Below are 23541 nucleotides of genomic sequence, written 5' to 3'. Positions count from 1 at the left end.
AACCCAGTAAAAATTCAGGGATGTCTCTGCTGCTGAGGGGTCCGGCGAATGATCCAGGCTTCGATTGGTTGGCCGCCAAGCACATGCTCTTTCACGATTGATTCGATTCGTTCTGGTGTCACTCCGCCATACCAGATCCCGTCAGGCCAGATCAGCAGGATTGGTCCGTCGTTGCAGATGCGAAGACAGTCAACCTTGCTACGCAGAACCACACCTTCTGGACGATCGATGTTTTCGAGGTCATGATGTTTGATTTGTTTTTTGAGATTGGCCCAGCTGGCGTTGCCGACATCTGCACTGCAACAGGCCGCCTTGTTGGCTGTGGCGCAAAGAAGTAGGTGATGACTCACCTTGAAATTCATGCTGTCAAGGCTGGCAGTGGCAGGCGACGGGTGCCCCGTTTCACCTGCTCTTGTACGGCCTTGCGTGCCCATGCATCGACGGCAAGCACGTCATCAAGCTGGGGTTGTGTCTGCAGGTCGGGCTTGTGGCGTTCACAGGCAGCCTCGATCACTTCCGGGATGTCAAGAAAATGGATGCGCTCCTCAAGGAACTGGGCCACTGCTTCTTCATTGGCAGCATTGAGGACGGCTGGCATGGTTCCGCCGGCCCGTCCTGCGGCGTAGGCAAGTTTCATGCAGGGGTATTTTTTGGTATCAGGGGCGCGGAAGGTGAGTTCGCCTACTTCGGCGAGATTCAGTCGCCGCCAAGGAGTTTCGAGCCGCTCCGGCCAGCTCAGGCAGTAGAGGATAGGTAGTTTCATGTCTGGCCAGCCGAGCTGCCCCAGCACGGAGGAATCAGCCAACTCGATCATCGAGTGGATGATGCTTTGAGGGTGGATCACGATCTCGATTTGGTTGTAGTCGATGCCAAAGAGGTAATGGGCTTCGATGACCTCTAGCCCTTTATTCATCAAGGTGGCTGAATCCACGGTGATTTTGCGTCCCATGCTCCAGTTGGGGTGGCTGGTTGCATCGGCAATGGTGGCTTTCTCAAGGTCTTTTGCTGACCAGTCGCGGAAGGCACCTCCAGATGCTGTGAGCTGGATGTGGCGCAGCCCAGGGGTAGGAACTCCTGTTGATAGGCGGGCGTTCTCAGCCCAGGGTGTTCCTTGCAGACACTGGAAAATGGCCGAGTGTTCGGAATCTGCTGGAAGCAGCCGACTGCCGCTGCGTTTTAATTCCGGCAGCACGACAGGTGCTGCAGCGATCAGGGTTTCCTTGTTGGCGAGGGCAAGATCCTTGCCGGCTTTGATTGCTGCAAGTGTTGGCAGTAGCCCCGCACAGCCGACGATGCCGCTGACCACTAGATCAGCGCTATCCCATGAGGCGGCCACATTGAGCCCTTCTGGGCCCGCTAACAACTGAGGTAAGTGAGGTGGTTGTTGCTCGCTAGGCAGTGCGTTGAGTTGCTGCTTTAGCTCTGGCAGTAGCGACGCGTCGGCGAGCGCTACAACCTCGGGATGATGTCGTTGGATCTGCTCCACGACAAGAGAGACGTTCGTGCCGGCCGTGAGTGCCACCACCCTGAAGCGCTCAGGGAATTCTTCGGCAATCTCGAGGGTTTGAGTACCGATCGAACCTGTGGAGCCCAGCACGCTGATGGCTTTCACACTGTTCCGGCAGTTGAAGCCAGTCTCCCACTAGATGGCCAGACACTGGCAAGCTTGTCTTAACAAGGAGCTCCAGTCATGGCAGTTCGGGAACATTGGCGATCGGGCGTGGGCTTTGTGCTTGCCGCTGCAGGCAGTGCCGTGGGGCTTGGCAATCTCTGGGGCTTCGCCTATCGATCCTCTCAGGGGGGTGGGGCGGCTTTTCTGCTCCTCTATGTCGTGATTGTGTTGGTGGTTTGCCTGCCGGTGTTGATTGCCGAGATGGTGCTTGGCCGCAGTACGGGCAAAAGCCCTCTGCTAGCACCGGTTGCAGCAGCTGGGGCCCGTTGGCAACCGATGGGCTGGCTGTTTGTGATTGCCCCTTGCGGAATTTTGGCTTTTTATGCAGTGTTGATGGGTTGGACCGGTCACACCCTGTTTCATGCCCTGTTGGTGGGTTTGCCCGCTGACATGACGGAGGCGGAGAGCTTCTTCGGCGTCGTGAGCAAGGGCAGCAATGCCCTATGGGGGCAGATGGTCAGCTTGGTGCTTACTGCTTTGGTTGTGGCAGCCGGTGTTCGTGGTGGTATTGAGCGCCTCTCTCGCTGGGGGCTGCCTTTGCTTTTTTTGTTGCTGATTGCACTGGCGTGTTGGGCGTCCACTCTCGAGGGAGCCTTGCAGGGCTATCACACCTTCCTGTTCCGCTGGGACGCTGATCAATTGTTCAATACCACGACGGTGCGCAACGCCTTTAATCAAGCCTTCTTTTCAATTGGCACTGGTATTGGCTGCATCCTTGCCTATGCAGCCTATTTGGATCGCCGCAATCACCTGCCTCGCGAAGCGGTAGCAGTGGTGAGCATGGATACAGCCGTGGGTTTGTTGGCAGGGATGATCACCTTCCCAGTGGTGATGACATTTGCTCTCAAGGATGTGATCAGCGATTCCACCGTTGGAGCCTTATTCATTTCTATCCCTACGGGGTTGGCTTCTCTCGGAGACACTGGTCGTGTTGTGGCTGTGCTTTTTTTCGCGCTTGCTTACATCGCTGCGATCACCTCTGCGGTGTCTTTGCTTGAGGTGCCTGTGGCTTGCTTGATCGATCGCTTTGGTTGCAGCCGTATTCGGGCGGTATGGCTTTCTGTAGCAGTGATTTTTGTGCTCGGTCTGCCGGCGGCTACATCAACGGATGTTCTCGGCTGGATGGATTCTTTGCTGAATCTATTGTTAATTCTTGGCGGATTACTGCTGGCTCTTTTGTTGGGTTGGGTGGTGCCCCGTCGCTTCAAGGAGGATCTCGCTGGTTGTGAGACACCATTTGGGTTAAGTCGCTTGTTGCTGTTCATGCTGCGTTGGGTGTCACCACCTGTTGTGGCCTTTGGTTTGATCGTTAGCGTCGTGGATCTGCTGCAGACATGGACTGGGACCTGATCAAGCGTTCACGGTTGGGGCTCATGGACTCAGTTCTCTAAAGCAGAGGTGGGCATTGTCGATTTGGCTGAAGCGTTTGTATCCCTAGAGCTGGCGAAGCCGAAGTCGCTCATCGTGGCGCTGATGGTTGAAAACTAGAACGTTCCGCGGATGATGATCAGCTGCTGATCCAGTCTGTGAGGCCTCCTGGTTTATCGATCAGTTCGATCCCTTGGGCGCGCAGCTCGTCGCGGATGAGATCGGCTTTGGCGAAATCACGGGCAGCTTTGGCCTCTTTGCGAGTGGCAATGGCGCGTTGGATATGGTTTTCATCAACCCTGTTGTTTCTCTCGGGGGCCGGTTGCGCGGCTTTTTCGGCCTCAAGCCCGAGCACATTGGCCAGCTCCACCAGCAGTTGCCAACGTGGGAGCAAGTTCAGCTTCGCTGTTTCTTGAATTGCCTTTGTGTCACCACGCTTCAAGCGGTTCGCTAGGGCACGCAGGGGGCGGGCAAGATCGAACAGCACGGCGATGGCCCCTGAGCTATTGAGGTCATCGTCCAGTGCATCGATGAAGTGTTGACGTATTTTGTTGCATTGCTCCTGATTGGAGGGATGGGCGGCTTGAATGACTCCTTGTGGTAGGGGTTTGCATTCAGGCCAGTTCAGGGTTTCGCTATAGATGTTCCCGAGGCCAAGGGCTGCGTTAAGACCTTTCCATCCGGTGGCTGCAGCGTTGATGGCATCGGCTGTGAAGTCGAGCGGTTTGCGGTAATGGGCCTGCAGAATGAACAGGCGTAACGTCATTGGGGAGACGCCGTTTTCTAGTAGGGCTCTGATCGTGGTGAAGTTGCCGAGTGACTTGCTCATTTTCTGACCGCCGACATTCACCATGCCGTTGTGTAGCCAATAGCGAGCAAGCTGCTTGCCGGTAGCTGCCTCAGATTGAGCGATCTCGTTTTCGTGATGAGGGAAGATCAGGTCAGCTCCCCCCAGGTGGATGTCGATTGTTTCGCCCAATTCCTCGCGCACCATGGCGGAACACTCGATATGCCAGCCCGGGCGCCCTGCTCCCCAGGGTGAGGGAAAGCTTGGCTCTCCGCTTTTAGCTCCCTTCCATAGTGCGAAATCAAAGGAGTGTTGCTTGCGCGCCTCTTCGGCATCGGCCACACGACCATCGGCGTTTTGTTGCTGCTCATTGAGATCACGACCACTGAGCTTGCCGTAGCCGTGATGTTTCATCACGGCGAAGTAGACATCGCCATCGACAGAGTAGGCAGCCCCACTAGCTTCTAATTCACCGATCAAACTGCGTATCCCATCTAGACATTGGGTGGCGCGGGGCATGCGATCGGGCCGCAGGATGCCTAGGGAATCCATGTCTTGATGGAAGGCTTCGATGTTTTGCTCGCTGATCTCCTGCATGGAGCATTCCTTTTCAGCGGCACGCTTGAGGATTTTGTCGTCGATATCAGTGAAGTTCTGCACGAAGGTGACTGTGTAACCACGCCAGATCAAATAGCGACGCAGCACATCCCAGGCGATGTAGCTGCGGGCATGGCCGAGATGGCAGAGGTCGTAGACCGTGACGCCGCAGCAGTAAATGCTGACGTGCCCGTCCTTGAGCGGAGTGAAGGGTTCCGTGCGGCGGGTGAGGGTGTTTGTGAGCCGCAGTGACACTGGCAGGTCTGGAGTTTGCTTTGAGGCTAGGGCCACGCGTTCTGAACCTGCGTTCGGCTCGGGCTGATTCTTAGCTCGCGTTGGGGTGAGGCAGCCTTAGTTCTTCACGCCATTGCACAAGTGGCCGCTCCCAGCCTTCTTCAAGTTTGTGAGCAATAACTAAGTCAGCATCCAGTCCCATCTGGAAGCCTTGGCTTAGAGCCTGAAGCAGCGGGCCAAGCGGCTCATCGTCTTGCAGTGCGTTGAGCATGCCGCCAAAGATCAGCATCACGGCCAGGGGTGAATGGTTCTGAGCAAGGTTGAACCCTTGCAGGCCAAGCTCACTGACCCCATCGATACCGAAGCCTGTTAGCACGTGAACGATGTCGTGCGTTTCCTTGAGGCGATGCACGATGAACTCCTTGGGGGAAGTCACAGGTGTTGGATCAATCAGCGCATTTGGATCGATGCCTTGGCTGAGGAGTTGATCGGCGTAGCTGCGGCCAAGGCTTCCTTGCGGAAGCTTCTGCAGATCGTTGAGGTCTATCGGTTTTGGCCGCCAACCCTCGTCAACGATGGCCTTAAAGCGTGCATTCGCCATCAGGTGGCGTTCCATCTTCTCGGCCAGGGAGCTGTCTTGAAGGCTGCCTGCAACTGCAAACACGCTGTCCAGGCCAGGATCTTTTAAAAAGTTGGCCAGACCGGCTACAAGTTTTAGGTTTTGCAGTCGTTTGCGCAGGTTGAGATTCATCAGCAGGATTGCCTTATGGAGGGTTTTATTGAATCAGGGGATATGGCTAGTTCTTTTCAGGCATATCGGATGAGGATTATGGAAGAGTTGATTCTAACAAATTTATTCTTCGTTCAATTTAAGAATATCTAGTCAACTCTAAAACTATTGCTGGGCTGCCTTTTTGGCTTGTAGTGCCCAAGAATTTCTCTCTCAGGCTTGCGATTTTATTGTTTGGATGAACCATCAATTTAGATCCACAGATTTAGTAGATCCACAGATTTAGATCTCTTGCAAGGCTCGCTTAGCGGGCCTTTTTATTGCTTAAACGCATGCTCTGAATTGATGCAAACAAGTGTTTGCTTGGCCTGGTTGATGGAGGTTAACTGCCGTCTAGTTTTTTTGTCTGTTGAGGTTTTTATTTCGCGTCCATCCAGTTATCGCCAGTGCCTGTTTCTACCACGAGTGGCACGCTAAGTTCAACAGCCTTTTCCATCGTTTGCATCACCAACTGCTGAACATCTTCAAGTGCGGTGGGGTCTACTTCTAACACCAGTTCGTCGTGCACCTGCAGCAGCAGGCGTGCCGGTAGATCTGCTGCCGTTAGCTGTTGTTGCAACTGCACCATCGCCACTTTGATGATGTCGGCACTGGAACCCTGGATCGGTGCATTGGCTGCCGCCCTGAGCTGTTGGGCTTCCATGCCACCGCGGCGGGCTACGTCGAGATCAATGTCCATTGGATCTTTGCCCAGCAATCGGCCTAATCCGTTGCGATCGAAATGGAAGGGCCGCCGCCGCCCTAACAGGGTTTCTACATAGCCTTTGCTGAGTGCAAGCCGCTCTTGCAGTTCGAGGAAGGTAAACACTTTCGCGTAGCGCTGTTTGTAACGGCTAAGGAAGTCTTTGGCCTCCGCTTGGCTAAGGCCAGTTGAACGTGAAAAGCGTTGGGCGCCCATGCCATAGATCACGCCGAAGTTGATGGTTTTGCCGAGTCGGCGTTCATCTTCACTCACCTCATCTTTATCGAGGAGCAACCTTGCAGTGAGAGCGTGTACGTCATCGCCATTGCGGAAGGCCTCTTGCAAAACCTCCTCTCCAGAGAGGTGGGTGAGGATGCGCAATTCGATCTGTGAATAGTCCGCACTGAGCAGTTTCCAGTTCTCTTGGGGAAGAAAAGCCTTGCGGATTCGTCTGCTGAATTCCGTGCGGATGGGGATGTTTTGCAGGTTGGGGTTGCTGCTACTCAGCCGGCCTGTTGCCGTAACCGCTTGGTTGAAATCGGTGTGCACCCTGCCGGTTTCTGATTCCACAAGCTGCGGCAAGGCATCCACGTAGGTGCTGCGCAGTTTGCTGAGCACTCTGTGCTCCAGCACCAACGGCACCACGGGATGATCAGCTTCGAGTTTTTCCAGCACGTTGGCATCGGTGCTCCAGCCCGTTTTGGTGCGCCTGGATTTTTTGCGATTGAGCCCAAGTGTTTCGAATAGCAGTTCTCCCAATTGCTTGGGGGAGGCCAGATTGAAGTTCACCCCTGCGGCCTCTTGGGCTTGTTGCTCAAGTTTCTCCAGGGTGTTGCCAAGTTCAATCGAGAGTTCCTTTAAATAAGGCAGGTCGATGCGGATACCGGTGGCTTCCATCAGCGCCAAAACCGGTTCTAGGGGTTGCTCAACTTGCTCCAGTAGGGGAAGCAGCTGGGCTCCCATGTTCTCAAGTTGCGCTCTCAGTCGGATGGCAAGTCGTCGGGTGAGATGCACGTCCATGCCGCAGTAGAGGCTGGCCGTTGGGATTGCGACATCAGCAAAGGTTTGGCCCTTGCCAACCAGCTCGCTGAAGCCGGTTGGCGTGATCTTGAATTCACGTTCTGCCATCACTTCCAGGCCGTGTTTGGCGGCGGCATCACGGAGGTAGTCGGCCAGCAACGTGTCCATCACGACCCCCTCGAGGGCGAGTCCATGGCGCAAAAGGATGAGCCTGTCGTATTTGGCGTTCTGCAGTGCTTTGGGGTGGTCGTTACTCGCCAACCAAGGAGCTATCGCTTTGAGCACTGCCTCTAGGGGGAGTTGGCATGCAGCGTCTGCATCCAGTAGTGCGGCAGGCGGATGGTGTCCGATCGGGATGTAGGCCAGGTCTTGCAGCCCCTCACCCCAACAGACGCCTAAGCCCACCAGTTCAGCGCAAAAGGGATTGAGGGCGGTTGTTTCTGTGTCGATTGCCACTGGCTTGAGGCGATCTCGACAGCCCATCAGCCGTTTGACAAGCTCTTGCAGCTCTTCTGGATTGGTAATCAGTTGTGGCTCTAGCGCCGGTAGTTCGTTGTCGTTTGAAGCCTTTGTTTCTGTTGAAGATTCAGGTTCTGCTGCGCTTGTCGCAGATCTGGATGGTTCAAGTTCGTGGCGATTGGCTTTGAATCCCCCGCTGGAGAAGGTGGCCACGAAACTTGGTACTTGGCGCACCAGGCTGTTGAGTTCCAAGGCGCTCAGGCGGTCAGTGAGTCCATCGTTGTCAACGCTGCCTAGCTCTAGGCGTGGCGCTTTTGGTAGGGGGATATCGACCAGGATCTCTGCGAGATGGAGCGACAGATAGGCGTTATCACGATCGTTGCTGAGCTTGCTTTTGAGTGCTCCTTTAATGGCACCGCGGCTGGCTTTCTCGCCTTCTGCTTCCACTTCAGCCAGCGCGTTGTAGATGCCATCTAGATCGCCATTCTCCTTAAGAAGGGTGATGGCTGTTTTAGGACCCACACCTTTGACCCCGGGGATGTTGTCAGAGCTGTCGCCAGTGAGGGCCTTGAGCTCAACCACCTTGCTTGGTGCGACTCCAAGTTTGCTGAGCACCCCAGCTTCATCGATCAGGCTGGGACCACTGTTTTTGGCGTACGGTCCACCGCCCATATAGAGCACGGCAATGTCGCGCTGATCATCAACCAGCTGAAAGAGGTCACGGTCGCCGGAGAGGATGCGTACACCCCAACCATCTCTGCTCGCTTGGTTGGCGAGGGTGCCGAGCACATCATCGGCTTCATAGCCAGGGGCAAGGCAAAGGGGAAGTTGCAGGTTGTTTTCAAGGATCTCTTGCAGTTGTTTGAGGTCCTGGAAAAAAATGTCTGGTGCAACATCACGATTGGCCTTGTAGTTGACGTCTGCTTGATGGCGGAAGGTTGGCTCAGCTGTATCAAAGGCGATCACAATCCCTTGCGGGCTAAGACCCTTGCAGTTGTCCAGCAGGGCTTTTAGGAAGCCATAGGTAACGCTGGTAGGGGTACCGTCTTTTGTCGCCAATCCCCCTTCGCCACCTTTGCTGAAGGCATAAAAGCTGCGGAAGGCCAGCGAGTGGCCATCCACCAGCAGCAACAGTGGCTTGTTAGCAGCCTCAGGCATGGGACGGATTGATGGGGGTTGGCATCAGTCGCGTTTTGTTTTGGCCCATGGGGGCAGATCGATAAAAATTCGCGTGCCGGGCTTTAGCCCGCTCAGGATGGCTGTTTTGCTGCCACTACTGGTGCCTAGTTCCACCGCTTGAAAGCGTGGTTGATTTTTTTGGCCCACAAGAAGCACTCCAGGTTTGCCCTTTTCAGTCACAATCGCCACGGTGGGAACCAACGTGGTGGGTGCAGTCTTGCCCGTTTGAAAATCCACGTCTGCGGACATGCCTATTAGCAGTTGGGGCGAAGGCTTGATCAGGTTGAGCTTGACTGCGAAAGAGATGACATTCTCAGTTTTTGCTGCCCTCGGGGCGATCTCGCTGACGCGGGCCATAAAACGTTGTTCTGGGAAGGCGTCAACACGCACGCTGGCATTTTGGCCGATGCGGATGCGGCCGATGTCGCTTTCGGGCACTTTGGCGTTCACCTCCATTCCTTCTGAGAGTTCAACCAGGGAGGAGCTGCTGGCGCCGGCAGTTGCAGAGGCTGCTGTTGTTGGGGTCACAAAGGCTCCTGGCTCCGCATAACGGGCTGTGATCACACCACTGAAGGGTGCTCTGATCAGCAGTTCGCTCCCTTCAGTAATGCGTTGTTGAACACGCTCTTGTGCGGCGGCAAGGTTGGCGCGGCTGGTTAGGTAGAGGCGGCGATATTTGCTCGCGTCGTCGGCTGAGATGGCTCCTTGTTGGTAGAGGTTGTCGCGCCGCTCATGGTCTGCTTTTCTCGTTTCGTATTCAGCTTGCTCTTTTCTTTCAAGGGCCTTCGCTTCATCTAAGCGGTCGTTGTAGTCGCCACTATCCATGCGAGCGAGCACCTCTCCCTTTTTGACCTCGTCGCCTTGATCGACATAGAGCTCTTTCAGCAAACCTGCTTTTTTGGGACTGACATTCACGCTCCGCTTCGCCTGCAATTCGCCGTTGGCGCTCACGATCCCAGGAAGGGTGCCCCTCTCGGTTTCTACGGTGTAATTGCTGAGATCGCGACCCAAGCGCTGCTGGGGGCTGAACCTCCATGCCATCCCCCCTGCAGTGATTAGCACCACAGCTGCACTGAGGCTGATCAAGCGTTTGCGTTGCCCTAAAGCACCTTTGAGTTGTGTGAGATGGACCAATCCCTGCTCCTGATGTGCCGATATGGGCGAGGCCTTTGTACTGGCCATCAACCCACCAACGATGTCAAGCAGTCTCGCTGGTCAGCGAGCCTGACTGCAGTAAGGCACCGTAGCGTAACTCTTTAGTGCTGTTAGCGTTTCTCTGCAGTGCCATATCGCTGTTGCAATGGTTTCTGGCATGGGCACGGCTAGATTTGCCCCCATGCTTAAAGCCGGAATTGTTGGACTACCCAATGTGGGTAAGTCCACGCTTTTCAATGCACTTGTGGCCAACGCGCAGGCTCAAGCTGCCAATTTTCCCTTCTGCACCATTGAACCGAATGTGGGCAGTGTTGCGGTACCTGATGAGCGCTTGCAGCTGCTTTGCGATCTAAGTAAGAGCAAGGAGATGATTCCAACGCGCATGGAGTTTGTTGATATCGCTGGTTTGGTCAAGGGGGCTAGTGAGGGAGAGGGGTTGGGCAACAAATTTCTTGCCAATATTCGCGAGGTTGACGCCATCGTGCATGTGGTGCGTTGCTTTGAAGACGAGGATGTGATCCATGTCTCTGGATCAGTGGATCCTTCTAGGGATGCTGAGGTCATCAACCTTGAACTCGGCTTTGCAGATCTCAGTCAGATCGAGAAACGGCGCTTGCGCTTGAAAAAACAGACGCGCACAAGCAATGACGCCCAGTTCGAAGATGCTGCGCTTGAGCGGATTCAATCTGTGCTTGAGCAAGGTGGTGCTGCTCGTGCTGTAGAGCTCAGTGATGAAGAAGCGAAAATCATTAAACCGCTTGGCCTACTAACGGCTAAGCCAATTATTTACGCCACCAATGTGAGCGAAGACGATCTTGCCGGCGGCAATGCCTACTGTGAGGAGGTGACGACCTTGGCGACGCGTGAGGGTGCTGAATGCGTGCGCATTTCAGCTCAGGTGGAAGCTGAGTTAATTGAACTCGGCGAAGCAGAGCGTATTGATTACCTAGAAGGCCTCGGAGTGAGTGAGGGGGGGCTGAAGAGTTTGATCAAGGCGACCTATCGGCTTCTAGGTCTTCGTACTTACTTCACCACTGGGGAGAAGGAAACCCGTGCTTGGACGTTTAAGGCCGGCATGACAGCGCCGCAGACAGCTGGTGTGATCCATACTGACTTCGAGCGTGGTTTCATACGTGCTCAAACCATTGCTTACCAGAAGTTGCTTGAGGCCGGTTCCTTTGCTGAAGCACGCAACAAGGGTTGGCTGCGTAGTGAGGGTAAGGACTACGTCGTAGAGGAGGGTGATGTTATGGAGTTTCTCTTTAACGTCTAGTTTTTATTCTTCTGGGGCATACTTTCTATTCGACCAAAAAAAGCAAACCAAAACATAGCCCTGAAGGTAAGCAAAACTCTTGGTTTGTTGATTGATCAAGTCAATTTAATTTCTGTTCAGTTCACCTTGAGTTCTGAATTCACTAAGCTGAACTCGCATAGATGATCTACCTGGTAAACGGTAATTTAAAAGACTTGAACAGGTGGTAAGAGCACCAATAAAGGCTTCTTGCCAGTTTGTTGAATGTGATGAGCTTGTCACCATCAGCCAAATGCCAGTATCTATGGAATAGCTCTATCAAGAGCCTAGGAAGGGCTTTGAAATAAATTCTTCCAATTACGGCCCATGCCAAGCGGCGTCTAGGTGTTTGCACCTAAGCCTATGGAGGTCGTGGGATTTTGCTTGATTCAGGCTTGTGCAGTTCAAGCCTTTTGAGGCTTTGATGCAAGTCCTAAAATTTAGAGAGCGGTTGAGCAAGCATGGATGGAGTGCTCTTTTGAGCATTCATTAGTCGTCTGCCTCTATATTGAGTTAGATAGAGAAATGATAGAGGCTTAAGTTTCTAAACTCTCTTACAAGAATAGTGAGAAGAATTCAAACCCAATAGACTTGTTGATGTTTACATTATTAAATGTTGGCAAGCAGTCATTGTAGCTGCCGTGAATGATTGAGATCATATGAGCCAAGGCGTCCCAAAAAACATCTTAGTAATATGAATTCGCGCATATTTCTAAAATTTTCTTCTTTTAATGCATTAATTTGAGAGCTTGGTGACAAGGTTTAGACATGTAAGTACCCTGCTTTAATGGGAGTTTTGAGGGCTTTGAGCTGGTGGAACTGCCCCTGCAAACAGGATCGTCACACTTCGCAACCTCTTGTGTTAAGCTTTTGTAACGAAGGCCGGAGTGCTGGTCTTCGTGATCAAAGTGACCTGAACTCAAATTCCTTCTTATGAAAAAAACACCCAAGACCAATAGGGTCGAAAATCAGAAGTTAACCGCTGAGCGTGTTAATGGAATGGCCGCAATGATGGGATTTTGGGCTGCGGTCGGAGCATATCTAACGACAGGCCAAATTATTCCTGGTGTGGTTTAAGCAGAAAAATCATGACCTCTTCTACAAATGTCATCACTGAAGACGGTGGACGTCAGAACATGTATGCAAGCGAACCTCGCATGCAAATTGATCCTGAATACACCGCTTTTAGTAAAGAAGCAGAACTGGCCAACGGACGTGGGGCAATGATTGGCTTCTTGTCTGCTGTCGTGGCTTATTTATTCACAGGGCAAATCTTACCCGGCATTTTTTGATTTTAATGATCACTGTTCAGGCTAATCATCTTTTTTAAAAAGCGGATTAGTCGAGAATATGACATTGACTGTACTTCTTGTCTGGTGGCCAATTGGCATGAGACCTTTGTGCCCTTCAGCCTTTCCTTACACAATTCCTCTACCTCCTAATCATCATGAATGAAAATGCAGAGCTACAAAACGGCCGCTGGGCAATGATTGGCTTTATTGGAGCACTCGCCAGTTATGCTGCTACAGGGCAGATTATTCCTGGATTATTTTAAGCGCTTAATAGACATTCATGCCCTTAAGTTAAAGCTTTAGGGCATTTTTACTCTCTCCTCATTTATTATGGAATTTAACCCCCTTAACTCTCTCAAGAAATTCACGAAAAGGCTTGTTAAAAGGTCTAATCGCTATGATTATGCACTGACTGGTTGGATTATTCCAGGCATATTTTGAAAAATTCTTTTTGGTTAGAGGCCCCTTCTCTTATTTGGACTAGGGCCTCTAGCTTATAAGGATAGTCTGTTGAGTATGTATTGACAGTTTTGCTTAGATGATCAATCCAAGGCTTGGTTGTGACTAGCCTTTTTCATTGACGGCATCCAATCTTCTTGGAGGTTTCTTCAAGAGAAGCTAGTTGCTTTGTTGAGTTTGAATTACCCTTGCAGTGGCTGCTGAGGTTGAATTGATTGTGTTGACTCAGCTCTGATAGCTATTAAATAAACCTTTTTGAGGTTTGGCTTGCAGCATACGAGAGATTTTTCTATTCCAATTAAATAAACATTGGTTTTGAATATTAGGCTTTCAATAACCATTCTAGACCTTTTAGATTCTATTTGAACAGAATGCTCGCTTGATAGGCTCAGCTTGTAAACCCTTCTAATCTAAGCTATTTTGCTGCTCATCTGCATTCCATAACTTGCGAGTCTTTAAGCTGGAGTGCAACGTGCTTTCTTGGCTAGAGTCAGGTTTATAACTTTGTTTACGAATTTCAACTCCTTATATATGCCCAATAGAAATGGCGCCATGAGTGTAGATCGCGAGCAGATTAGCCTTGGAAATGCCTTGATTCGTTTTGCGCTTAAGCAAGGCGATGCAACGGCTATTTTGCGGACTACGCTTCAGCTTTGTAAGGGAGATAGAGAGAAGGCAGAACTACTTTCCCTCTGGTTTATTGATGTTGGTAAAAGTTGCGTGGAATATCTTGGGACCATGACGGACAATCAAGTATTTATGCGCATGTGGATGCTCGGCAATGTAGACATCAAGCAGGTCTCAGAATCAGGTAAGCCAATCTTTATTCTAACAAAGAAAGGTGTTGAAAGAGTTAGGCATTCGCCGAAAGAGAAATGGTGTTATAAACTTTTATGGGATAATCATGAGGCCTCTAGGGACGAGGAATGCGTCATTTCTTAGTAGGATTAGTGTTATTTCTCTTACTTGTAGTACATAGTGAATCTGCTTTCGCTGATGGTGCACAAGAAGAATTCACGAACCACATGCTGGAATGGAGAGAAAAGAGTGAGTTGGCTCAGGATAATTTAAGATGGGCAGAGGAGGAATTAAAGGCTGGATCTAAGTATAAAGCCTGTATCAAGCAAAGAATCGCAAGCAAGTATGGCGTCGAGGCTTTTCAAGCATTAATTAAAGCCCAACAAATCAATGACTCAGAAAATGAGTTTGACAACTTAGAAGAAAATTTGGCCAAGTGGAATAGTCTACGTGATTGCAATGCTGATGGTTCGTTATTGAACTAATCTTATATGTGTAGACGATGATAAGAGCTGTTTTTTGGGCCTTATTGATCTAGCTCTTGACTGATGATTGTTGTAAGCCGATCTCATCCTGATAAAAGTTAAAGCAGTATTTGTATTGAGCAACGCATTTGATCCAGGCTCCTTTGAGTCTTCGACTTATTAAGAATGCCTTACCTTTCAGCTTGGTGGTGGTGGAAAACTGAGTGGCTTCGAGTTCACCAACGCGGGCTTCTAGCCCATCAACACGGCCCTTGAGGATTGCGAGCTCCTGCTCGAATTCGTTGAGCAGACGACGCAGTTCGTCGGTGACTTCAGTGATGCGATCGAGGCAAGCATTCAATAGAGCAGCCGCTTCAAAGCGGGTCATTGCTCTGTTGCCGAGGTAGCTTCCGCTTGGATAGCCAGCTACACAGCCGTAGCGCTCAATCAGGTTGCTCAGCGCCTGGTAAGCCCAATCGGTTGGGTAAACATCTTGGGATTGGGAGATGCTGGTGACCTGCTCGCTGGAGGCCGAATAATCGGACACACCTTTGATGTCTAGGTCTGCGGCATTAGCAGCCATTGGTGCCATAAGGCCCAAAGCAGCAGGAGCCACCAGCAATTGCTGGAAGAGTTTCATTTGGTTCCTTACACAGATAGGCTTAATGTACCGTTTCAATTTTGGTCATTAACTTCTCTTTCGTCATCTCTGGATAAATCTCTGATCCTGCAATGCTCAATATTTCATCGATTTATTTCTAGAATTAATTTTCACGTTTGCTCGGTTAGGGATTTTAAGAAAAGCATTTGTGGTTAATCAAAGTCCTTGCCTGTGCTTGTTCGTGAATAAGTATCGGCTTTTCTGGCGAACATTGTTTAGTAGTCATTTTTTATTGCAACCGAATTCTTCCTTATAGTTTATCTTGTTTCTTTGAATTTAGAGCTTCTTGTGGGGTGTATGAGTTGATTTGTTGATGCTGTGTGTTTATGTTTTCATGTCTTCTGCGAGAGTGTTGCGTATTGGTGGCTGAATGTAAATATCGAGTTAGGGTTGGTGGCCAATTGTTATTCGTCTTCTTGTGTATTTGATGGTTTGCTTTCGCTTGGAACGTCCTAGCCCTAGGTGCCTGTGTATTGACTAGGTTGGCGTCAACTTATTAATGAGCTATGTCTTTGAGAAGTTTTAGTTCAAGTTGCCCCTCTCTTGATTATATTTTGCTATTAATTTTCCCCTGAGGCTATTTATTTAAAGTTGAATCCATTGAAAATTTGGCCTTTCTCAAGGCTTTTTTGATTGCAAGCAACTTTTGGGAACGTGTATCTATATCGATTGATGTTTACGACTTTTTAGAATCTGCACTATATACCTAGAGCACTTCTTGGTCTGGGGCAGGAGTGGCTTGAGTGTCGTTATTAGAAGCTTGTGATGTTTCAGCTTCGCCGCTGACTGGAGTCGCTGCTGTTGCCGCTGGAGCTGCGGAAGCTGCGGCCTCAGCAGCCTTTTTGGCGGCTGCCGCTTCCGCAGCAGCTTTGGCAGCAGCTTGCTCAGCAGCCTGTTTGGCTGCCGCTTCCGCAGCGGCTTTGGCAGCAGCTTCCTCAGCCGCTTGTTTGGCCTGAGCTTCTGCGGCTTTCTTGGCTTTGCTGCCGCCTGTGGTTAGGTTGTTTAGCGCCCAAAAAACACCAATGATAATGGGGATATGCACCAAACCGCCCATTACGACTTGAGACTCGGGGTAAGCCATCTTTGGTGTTTAGGCAAACATGAGTAATCATAGGCTGTTCTAGAGCCGGCTTACAGGCCTTAATTACTTATCTTATCTTTGTCAGTTGAATCGCATTTCTTGCTTCGCGTAAGTAGTTTACCTATTGACTACGCTTTTTGTATCCCTTGGTCAGGCTGAACGGTCTAGTTCTTCATATGCTTTAGGAGAGACTGATTCGTAGAATTTTTCTTTTACTGATCTGTTTTCCGGTTAGAAGTATTTCTATAGCTCATCCTTGATCAGACGATTGATTGCTTCGATGCTCATCTTCGTAGATGTGCAGTCAGAATTAAGTGTAGGGCTCAAGATTGAGGTTGCTTTGATGACCTGAGGATTGTCAAGGACTTCAGGGCTAATGCCAACCTCGAGAAGTGATAAGGGTAATATCTCTTTTGCAATCCTCTTGCTCAGTTGTCCGCTTTTGACGAGACATTCGCTAGCGGCAGATGTCCCAGTTGCAAAGGCGCGAATGCTCACCGCAAGTTGTTTGCTGGCGTTTTTGATTTGAAGGTTGGTTTCATTGGCGGAGGCTGCGGATGTAATCAAAAGTGCCATAGCAGTTGTTGCGCCTAATAGCATTCTCATGTTGCTTGGACGCTTTCTTTTATAGGGGTGGAAATTGCTGGCAATCATAATATATTTTATAAATTTCATTTGCGTGCGCAAATATTTCCTTGTACCACTCTTCTTAGGCCTTTAATGCTCGCTTGTTACTTGGATCGCCCTTCATTGTTTGATTCGTCTCTTCTGCTGGTCTGTATGGTGCTTTAGCAAGAGAGCCTCTTTAATCTGACCAATGATATAGCCGGATGGGTTTTGGATACAGATCTCAGGCGAGCTGTTTGGGGTGATTGATTGTTGTTATTCGCTGTGTTGATTATTCAGTTATAGGTGTTGACGAGATTGTTCTTTGCTAGCTCTTTCTCGGCTACTTGGCTCGCTTGGCAAATGGCGGACACTGCTGATAAGTCGTTTCTCGCCTGGCTTGAGAAGAAGTTGGAAGCTCAATGGCGGCATTTGATCTGTCGATGGCACCCAGGAGCACCATTCACTGAACCGATCTAAGCCCTTCAATGCTTGAGTGAAAATGGTTTGACTCGTTAGCGGTATTCGGCGTTGGCATTAACACGCCCAATTGGACAGCGAATTGTGATTGGGCTATTCGGCGCTTTGCTGTTCGGACTTGCTGGAGTATCGCCGCTGAGAGCTGCGGAGCGATTGGAGGTGCAGCTTGAGGGGATGGTGATACCGGTTTGGATTAGGGAGTTGGTCGATTTGGGGCGGCCTGGGGGCAGCAGTAGTTCTGAACTCATCACCTGGCTCAATTTGCTCGATGCCGATAGCCGCTTCGATCTCTTTGAGCTGCTTCAGGCACCTTTGCTTACAGATCAGAGCATGGCTCGACAGATGCTGCGTAGTTGGGCAGGACGTCAGCTGCTTGATGCCGTTAGTGATTTGGTGAGGGTCGATGACGACAGTAGTGGCATTGTCTTGTTCAACACTCTGGAACTGCTCTTGAACAGTCAGTCAGAGGTGACCGCTCAGGATTTGCTTGAGGATCTCCCTGCTGAAAATGTACGCCTCGATCTTGATGCTTTACTTCAGGTCGCAAGTCGCTGGCGGCGTCAGTTGCAACAGCAGCAGCAGTTGGTGTTAACGCTAGGGAGGTTTCCAGCCACACAAGTTCCAGTTTTGCAAGAGCTTGCAGGTAAGGAAGTTTTTGCCGCAGGACCTGAGTTCAAACCTTTGCCAGTGGCTCATCGCACCAAGCCCCTCCAGCTAGAGCTGTGGCGCCCACCTGATGGCACTCCGTTGCGGTCGAGCTGGGTGGTGCTCATGCCAGGCTTGGGTGGAAGCCAGGATCATTTTCGTTGGTTGGCTCTCAGCCTTCAACGTAAGGGCTGGCCGGTTGTGGTGCTTGAGCATCCAGGTAGTGATGCCAAAGCGGTGCATGCCCTGCTGAAGGGGCAACGACTTGCACCTGGAGCAGAGGTGTTGCCTGACCGCTTGGCGGATCTGCAGGCTGTCCTGCAGGCACGAGAGCAAGGCACGTTGGTATTGCCTGGTCAGAAGTTGGTGCTTATGGGTCACTCCCTTGGGGCACTGACGGCTCTATTGGCTGCTGATATGACCCCGGAGCCTGGTTTGTATACCCGCTGTCGTAAGGCTCTCGACGATCTTCCTCTCACCAATCTCTCGCGCTTATTGCAATGTCAGTTGGTTGATGTGCAAATGCCAAAACTGCAGTCAATCCCCCAGCTAGAGGCAATCGTGGCTCTCAACAGTTTTGGTAGCTTGCTGTGGCCTCGTCATGGGGCTGTGCCTTTGTCGGTTCCAGTGTTACTGACTGGCGGCACCCTTGATTTGATTACTCCTCCGCTGACTGAGCAGCTCGATTTGCTTTTGGCAATCTCACCCCATCCCGCTAGTCGAGTCGTGCTTGTGGAGGGCGCTAGCCATTTTTCACCGGTGCGGGTTGAAGGTCAGATGGGTGAGGGTCGTGGCGATGATCTCTTTCAACTAGGCGAAGAGCTGGTAGGGCGTGAGCCGCTAGCTGTGCAGCGATTGTTAGCAGTGGAGATTCAAATCTTTTTGGAGCAGGTTGAGGCTGGCGAAGCCCTTCAGGGCGCCACACATCAGCAGGTCGGGGATTTGCGGCTTCATCGTTTGGATCGCAACGCAGCAAAGAGACTTCGCAAATCTCAGTAGCGGACGCGGGGATCAATCAGAGCAACGAGCAGATCCACGCTCACGCTTACCAGCACCATCAGGGCAGCCACGACAACCACAATTCCTTGAACCACTGGGTAGTCGCGTTGGTTGATTGCTTCTTGGAGCCGTAGGGCGATGCCTGGCCAGGAGAAGGTGACTTCAATTAACAGTGCGCCGCCAATCAGCGATGCCACTGTGATCCCCGTAATGGTGAGTACTGGCAGAAGGGCATTAGGGAGGGCATGGTTGAGCACCACCTGTTGCTCATTCAGCCCTCGGCTACGGGCAGCTTCAACGTAATCGGATTGCAGTGTGCGGCCAAGATTGAGTCGCAGGGTACGGGTGAAAATCCCACTGAGGAGAAGGCCTAGGGTCCCTGCCGGTAACACCAGGTGTCTCACAGCTCCTTTAAGAGATATCCAGTCGCTGCTCCTAAGACTGTCGAGGATCAGGAAGCCGCTCCCCTCTGGTGGTAGCAAGCTCGGGGGAAAACGTCCGCCAATTGGTAGCCAACCGAGAATGACTGCAAACAGCAGTTGAACGATCATCGCGGCCCAGAACGGTGGCAGGGCATAGGTGCCAATGCCGTAGAGGCGGCCTGCGAGATCTAGCTTGCCTTCCGGGCGGGCAATACCACTGAAACCAACGACCAGACCAACCAATGCTGCAATCAATAGAGCCGTCAGGCTTAGTTCCAAGCTGGCTGGCAGGGCTCTGGCAATGATCTGGCTCACTGGTTCCTGGTTGAGAAGAGCTTGGCCTAGATCGCCATGAATTAAGTCTTTGATGAAGTGCAGGTATTGATGCAAAAGCGGTTGATCCAGTCCAAGCCTGGTGCGCAGAGCAGCGCGGGCTGCAGCCGGCGCACGATTGCCTAACACGGCATCGACTGGGTCTCCTGGTGCCACCCGTAGGAGGAGAAACACCATGCTGGCAATGAGCCAGAGCATCACCGGTGCCAGGGCCAAGCGGGTCGAGCTGTAGCGCAGTAGTTCTCTCCCGCGGCCCATCAGTGCAGCTCCCGTAGATGCTGGAGCATTAAATGGCCGCTCCCGTCAAACTCTGGTTTGGATAACCGCCGCTGGGCCCAAGCTCGTGGAGCTACCAGCCAGATTGGTAGATAGGCCGCTCCGCCGGCGGCGGAGCGTTCGATCTCTCTGAGCTGGTGGAGACGATCGGGTCCGCGAAGTTCATCGCTGTAGCGAAGGCTCGTTTCCAGCCCATCTGCGGTCCAGAAGCTGCCGCTAATTGCCGCTTCCCCTTCTTCGCATACAGATCCATTGGCTTTGCTGCAGCTTAATAATGGAGCTAAATAGGCTTCCGGGTCGGGATAGGCGCCTCGCCACTCAAGGATGACGGCCTGGAATGCGCCTTCCCCCAGTTGGCGATAAACGGTGGTCGATTCGACGCTATTGAGCTTCAGTGTCAGGCAATCCGAGAGATCACGTTCCACCTGTGCCTGCCATGTAAGCGCCAATAACTTGTCTGCTGGCACGTTGGAACGGAAAGTAAAAGGTAGTGTCAGCGTTTGAGTTCCGCAATAGCCTGCCTTTTTCAGCAGCTGTTTGGCTCGTTGAGGGTTGTAGCTGGGCCAAGGTGTGAGTGGTTCAGCCTGCAAGTTTGGCGGCACTAAAGACCGCAGCGGGCGTCTTAGTCCATAGCTCACGCGCTTCACCATCAGCTGACGGTCGAGGCTGTAGGCGAGGGCCTGACGTAAGAGGGGTTGATTGAGTGGAGGGGCATTACTCAGGAGAGTGATGTAGCCGATCTCAAGTGCTGGTCCCTCTCCTTCGCGGAGCTTCCCTTGCTTGGCAAGGCGATGGAGGGCAAGGCGTTGGTCTTCATCCAGAGAATTGGAAAGGAGTACATCCACTTCACCGCTTCGTAGGGCACCGAATAGGGCCGTGGAGTTGCTCAGATTGATGAAATCGATTCCAGCATTACTGGCCTGGGTACTCCAGTACTGCTGAAAAGGCTCAAGGCGTTGTTGCTGGGTCTGGAAGCTAGTGAGTCGGTAAGGGCCGGTTCCAATGAATTGCTTATTGAGGAACTGATCTCTGTGCTTGGCGTAGGCCGTTGGTGATACCGGCGTCAGATTGATTGAGCTGAGTAGTCCCTCTAGAGAAGTTGAGGGTCGTGTTAGTCGAAGGCGTAGCAGGTAGGGACCGGCTGTCTCCACGGCGGCAATCCGTCCTCCTACCACGTAGTTGAGGGTGCCGATACTCAGAAATCGCCGCAGGCTGAAGGCCATCGCGGCGGCGTTGAATTGGGTGCCGTCGTGAAACAGCACATCCCTGCGCAGAGGGATCGAGATGGTGAAGCCGCCATCACTTATCTGAGGTGGGGCGGATGCCAGTCGTGGCTCTAGCTCCCCTTTGTGATCAAGTTGGTAGAGGGGCTCTCCGAGGGCGCTCAACAGTTGCAGAGCATCAAAAGTACTGGCCTGGGCAGGATCGAGAGAGGTGATCTTGCCGGCACTGGCCACGACAAGTCGCTCACTACGGCGAGGCGGCTGACAGGCAACCTGGCTCAGCGCTAGGGAGCAAGCAAATAGAGCAGCGGCCCAGAGCAGAGAATCACGACGGCCAGAGCTTGACACAACGCGGGCGGATCGGATGGCCTTGATTTAAAGACTTGCTAGTGAGTGTCGTTCTGTTTACTTGGAGGCGCAGGAGATTTGTTGTATCGACACTTCAAACACAGGCGATCCATTTGGAAGCAGAGGCCAACGTCTTACCCAACAGCGGTTGTGGTCATCGTCGATTCCGATCACCTGGACTTGCTCCTTATTACCACTGAGGAGTTGAACACAGTCGCCTTGATGGAGATCCATGATGGGTAGGAAGTCCGGCTTGGGAAAGAGTTGGACTCTTGACATCATCGAAGCGGTAGACATGAACCTTTGGGGGCACAGGTCAGCGTCTGCAGACTTGCCTCTCAACTTGTTTTATAACTCTTAAGTAAGTAGGGGGCTCTTCGTCAGGGGGAGGCTGGAAGTTAAAGACAGCTCAGATGGGCGGCAAGTCCTTTGACCTCAGCCATGGAGGTGATTGCGGTCAGGGCATCTTGCATCTGGCCTTGACTTATTTCATGGGTAATCACAACGATTTCGGCGCCGGCATCGGAGGCATCGAATTGAACGATTGATTGAATCGAGATGCCACGATCGCCGAAGCAGCTACCGATCCGACCGATCACTCCTGGGGTGTCTTCTGCGTTGAAGCGCACATAGTTGCGCTGAAGGATGGCGCTTGGATCAACGAGGTGACAGGAACGCCAACTGCTTGCGGCAAGAAGGGGGTCGAGGCTGCCGTTGATTTCACCTAATTGGCGTATGCCAGCGATGTTGAGGATGTCCGCCACCACAGCTGAGGCGGTGGGTCCAGAGCCTGCTCCTGGGCCATAAAACATCACGCGGCCGATCGGATCGCCCTCAACCAGGATGGCGTTGTTCACGCCATTCACGCCAGCAAGCGGGTGGTCGAGAGGAATCATGGTTGGCTGCACCCTTACCGCTAAGGGCAAGGACTGACTGGTCTGAGCGTCTGAGTTGAGACGTTCGGCGATAGCCAATAGTTTCACCCTGTAGCCAAGCTGTGTGGCGTAGTCCACATCGCGGCTTTGAAGGTTGTTGATGCCTTGGGTGGGAATTGAGTCACGGTCGACAGGTCCACCGAAGGCGAGCCCAGTGAGGATGGCAATCTTGTCGGCCGCATCGAACCCCTCAACGTCGGCAGCTGGATCTGCCTCTGCGTAGCCAAGATCTTGGGCGGTCTTGAGCACGTCGTCATAGGCCACCCCTTCCTGTGCCATGCGGCTGAGGATGTAGTTGGTGGTGCCGTTGATGATGCCGCTCACGCGTTCGATCCGGTTGCCACCTAGTGATTGCTTAAGTGGCTCGATGATCGGGATGCCACCGCCGACGGCAGCTTCGATCAGGACGTAGACCCCAGCAGCTGCAGCAGCAGAGGCAATCTCTTCGCCATGTCTTGCAATCACCGCTTTGTTAGCTGTAACGACCGCTTTGCCGGCGGCAATGGCTCGCATGATCAGGGTTCGGGCTGGTTCGATCCCTCCCATGACTTCAACAACCACTTGAACAGAGGGATCATCAACAACGGCCTGTGGGTTGTTGGTCACTAAGGATGGGCGGAGCTCAATTGGGCGAGGTCGTTGTAGATCTCGAACCGCTACACGGACCAGTTCAAGCTCAGCCACCAGTGGATGCCGCCCTTCAGGGGCTTGGAGGATGCCTGCTACACCGGCGCCTACTGTTCCAAGCCCCAGGAGACCTATTCCTAATTTCGTGCCCATGGCAACTGCGTCCAGTCGTTTAATTGCTGGCCGGACTCTAAGAAGTTGTTGAAGACGAAACCCTGGCAAGTTGCTGGGCCTGGGCCTTCATATTGAGGAGGATATTGAGGAATCCGTTAGCTCTTGATGGGGTAAGGCTGCCTTGAAGGCCTGTGGCTTCAATGAAGCTTGGATCCACGGCCATGACTTGCTCAGGTGTGAGATTGTTGAGGCCTTGAATCAGCATTGCCAGCAAGCCTCGTGTAATCATCGCGTCGGAGTCTCCCTGCCAGTGAAGCCGTCCTTCCACGAGTTCACCAAGCACATGGACCTGGGAAACGCATCCCTTCACCTTGATGGCGTCGGTTTGTAATTCCGGGGACATTGGTGGCAGCTTTTTGGCCAGCCATAGAACATATTCGTAGCGGCGGCGGGGATCAGAGGTGCCGTTAAGTCGTTCGACCATGCTGTCAAGGGCTTCACTGCCAAAGCTTGAAGGTGCGGCGGTGGGCTCAGCCATGGCGAA

20 protein-coding genes and 2 pseudogenes are annotated in these 23541 nt (G+C 52.2%); 8 read left to right on the top strand and 14 right to left on the bottom strand.

The window, feature by feature from the left end; genetic code table 11:
* Positions 1–14 precede the first annotated feature (14 nt).
* A complete protein-coding gene (locus AKG35_RS06225; RefSeq protein WP_011130533.1) occupies positions 15–362 on the bottom strand; it encodes a (2Fe-2S) ferredoxin domain-containing protein in 348 nt (115 codons plus the stop codon).
* Positions 359–1612, bottom strand: coding sequence for a 1-deoxy-D-xylulose-5-phosphate reductoisomerase (locus tag AKG35_RS06220; protein ID WP_011130532.1), 1254 nt, complete (start codon positions 1610–1612; stop codon positions 359–361). The genes AKG35_RS06225 and AKG35_RS06220 overlap by 4 nt, the downstream gene beginning before the upstream one ends.
* 78 nt (positions 1613–1690) lie before the next feature.
* On the opposite strand from AKG35_RS06220, the gene AKG35_RS06215 reads away from it, so the two are divergent.
* Complete coding sequence (locus tag AKG35_RS06215; RefSeq protein WP_011130531.1) at positions 1691–3022, top strand: sodium-dependent transporter; 1332 nt, start codon at positions 1691–1693, stop codon at positions 3020–3022.
* A gap of 157 nt (positions 3023–3179) precedes the next feature.
* Here AKG35_RS06215 and cysS read toward each other — a convergent pair whose 3' ends face one another.
* The 4 genes from cysS to AKG35_RS06195 form a co-directional block, all read right to left on the bottom strand.
* A complete protein-coding gene (gene cysS, locus AKG35_RS06210) occupies positions 3180–4679 on the bottom strand; it encodes a cysteine--tRNA ligase (RefSeq protein WP_197524610.1) in 1500 nt (499 codons plus the stop codon).
* Positions 4680–4749: 70 nt separating this feature from the next.
* Positions 4750–5409 carry a Coq4 family protein gene (locus AKG35_RS06205; RefSeq protein WP_011130529.1) on the bottom strand — a complete coding sequence of 220 codons (660 nt, stop codon included), beginning with the start codon at positions 5407–5409 and terminating at the stop codon, positions 4750–4752.
* 397 nt (positions 5410–5806) lie between these two features.
* Entirely contained in the window at positions 5807–8767 is a 2961-nt protein-coding gene (gene polA / locus AKG35_RS06200; protein ID WP_011130528.1) for a DNA polymerase I, read from the bottom strand.
* Positions 8768–8791: 24 nt separating this feature from the next.
* Positions 8792–9970: an efflux RND transporter periplasmic adaptor subunit gene (locus AKG35_RS06195; protein ID WP_197524581.1), complete on the bottom strand. Its 1179-nt coding sequence runs from the start codon at positions 9968–9970 to the stop codon at positions 8792–8794.
* Positions 9971–10124: 154 nt separating this feature from the next.
* Here AKG35_RS06195 and ychF point away from each other — a divergent pair, with 154 nt between their 5' ends.
* The 6 genes and pseudogenes from ychF (at position 10125) to AKG35_RS06165 (ending at position 14268) form a co-directional block, all read left to right on the top strand.
* Positions 10125–11216, top strand: a complete 1092-nt coding sequence (gene ychF / locus AKG35_RS06190; RefSeq protein ID WP_011130526.1) for a redox-regulated ATPase YchF — start codon at positions 10125–10127, stop codon at positions 11214–11216.
* Between the two features lie 951 nt (positions 11217–12167).
* Complete coding sequence (locus tag AKG35_RS13530) at positions 12168–12311, top strand: high light inducible protein (RefSeq protein ID WP_011130525.1); 144 nt, start codon at positions 12168–12170, stop codon at positions 12309–12311.
* A gap of 11 nt (positions 12312–12322) precedes the next feature.
* Positions 12323–12526 carry a chlorophyll a/b-binding protein gene (locus AKG35_RS06180; RefSeq protein ID WP_011130524.1) on the top strand — a complete coding sequence of 68 codons (204 nt, stop codon included), beginning with the start codon at positions 12323–12325 and terminating at the stop codon, positions 12524–12526.
* Positions 12527–12687: 161 nt separating this feature from the next.
* Positions 12688–12789: pseudogene (locus tag AKG35_RS06175) on the top strand (chlorophyll a/b-binding protein); the annotation flags it as partial.
* Between the two features lie 748 nt (positions 12790–13537).
* A complete protein-coding gene (locus AKG35_RS06170) occupies positions 13538–13927 on the top strand; it encodes a hypothetical protein (RefSeq protein WP_157859846.1) in 390 nt (129 codons plus the stop codon).
* On the top strand, positions 13912–14268 hold the full coding sequence (locus AKG35_RS06165) for a hypothetical protein (RefSeq protein ID WP_011130522.1): 357 nt from the start codon (positions 13912–13914) through the stop codon (positions 14266–14268). The genes AKG35_RS06170 and AKG35_RS06165 overlap by 16 nt, the downstream gene beginning before the upstream one ends.
* Before the next feature lie 157 nt (positions 14269–14425).
* On the opposite strand, the pseudogene AKG35_RS06160 reads toward AKG35_RS06165, so the two are convergent.
* The 3 genes and pseudogenes from AKG35_RS06160 to AKG35_RS06150 form a co-directional block, all read right to left on the bottom strand.
* Positions 14426–14887: pseudogene (locus AKG35_RS06160) on the bottom strand (iron uptake porin); the annotation flags it as partial.
* Between the two features lie 727 nt (positions 14888–15614).
* Positions 15615–15989, bottom strand: coding sequence for a hypothetical protein (locus AKG35_RS06155; protein WP_011130521.1), 375 nt, complete (start codon positions 15987–15989; stop codon positions 15615–15617).
* Between the two features lie 243 nt (positions 15990–16232).
* Positions 16233–16676, bottom strand: a complete 444-nt coding sequence (locus AKG35_RS06150) for a glutamyl-tRNA amidotransferase (protein ID WP_236069556.1) — start codon at positions 16674–16676, stop codon at positions 16233–16235.
* Between the two features lie 450 nt (positions 16677–17126).
* On the opposite strand from AKG35_RS06150, the gene AKG35_RS06145 reads away from it, so the two are divergent.
* Complete coding sequence (locus AKG35_RS06145) at positions 17127–18719, top strand: alpha/beta hydrolase (RefSeq protein WP_041384480.1); 1593 nt, start codon at positions 17127–17129, stop codon at positions 18717–18719.
* Here the strand turns inward: AKG35_RS06145 and AKG35_RS06140 are convergent.
* The 5 genes from AKG35_RS06140 to AKG35_RS06120 form a co-directional block, all read right to left on the bottom strand.
* Complete coding sequence (locus tag AKG35_RS06140) at positions 18713–19732, bottom strand: ABC transporter permease (RefSeq protein WP_011130518.1); 1020 nt, start codon at positions 19730–19732, stop codon at positions 18713–18715. The genes AKG35_RS06145 and AKG35_RS06140 overlap by 7 nt on opposite strands.
* The gene (locus AKG35_RS06135) at positions 19732–21321 is read right to left on the bottom strand and encodes an ABC transporter substrate-binding protein (RefSeq protein WP_011130517.1); all 1590 of its coding nucleotides are present in this window, start codon (positions 21319–21321) and stop codon (positions 19732–19734) included. The genes AKG35_RS06140 and AKG35_RS06135 overlap by 1 nt, the downstream gene beginning before the upstream one ends.
* Before the next feature lie 57 nt (positions 21322–21378).
* On the bottom strand, positions 21379–21618 hold the full coding sequence (locus tag AKG35_RS06130; protein WP_011130516.1) for a hypothetical protein: 240 nt from the start codon (positions 21616–21618) through the stop codon (positions 21379–21381).
* Between the two features lie 101 nt (positions 21619–21719).
* A complete protein-coding gene (locus tag AKG35_RS06125; protein WP_011130515.1) occupies positions 21720–23036 on the bottom strand; it encodes a homoserine dehydrogenase in 1317 nt (438 codons plus the stop codon).
* A 37-nt stretch (positions 23037–23073) separates the two neighbouring features.
* Positions 23074–23535, bottom strand: a complete 462-nt coding sequence (locus AKG35_RS06120) for a SufE family protein (protein WP_011130514.1) — start codon at positions 23533–23535, stop codon at positions 23074–23076.
* Positions 23536–23541: the final 6 nt, after the last annotated feature.

Source organism: Prochlorococcus marinus str. MIT 9313 (assembly GCF_000011485.1).
GTDB lineage: Bacteria > Cyanobacteriota > Cyanobacteriia > PCC-6307 > Cyanobiaceae > Prochlorococcus > Prochlorococcus marinus_D.
The sequence above is the reverse complement of the archived record's forward strand: the minus strand, read 5'-3'. Positions and strand labels throughout refer to the sequence as shown.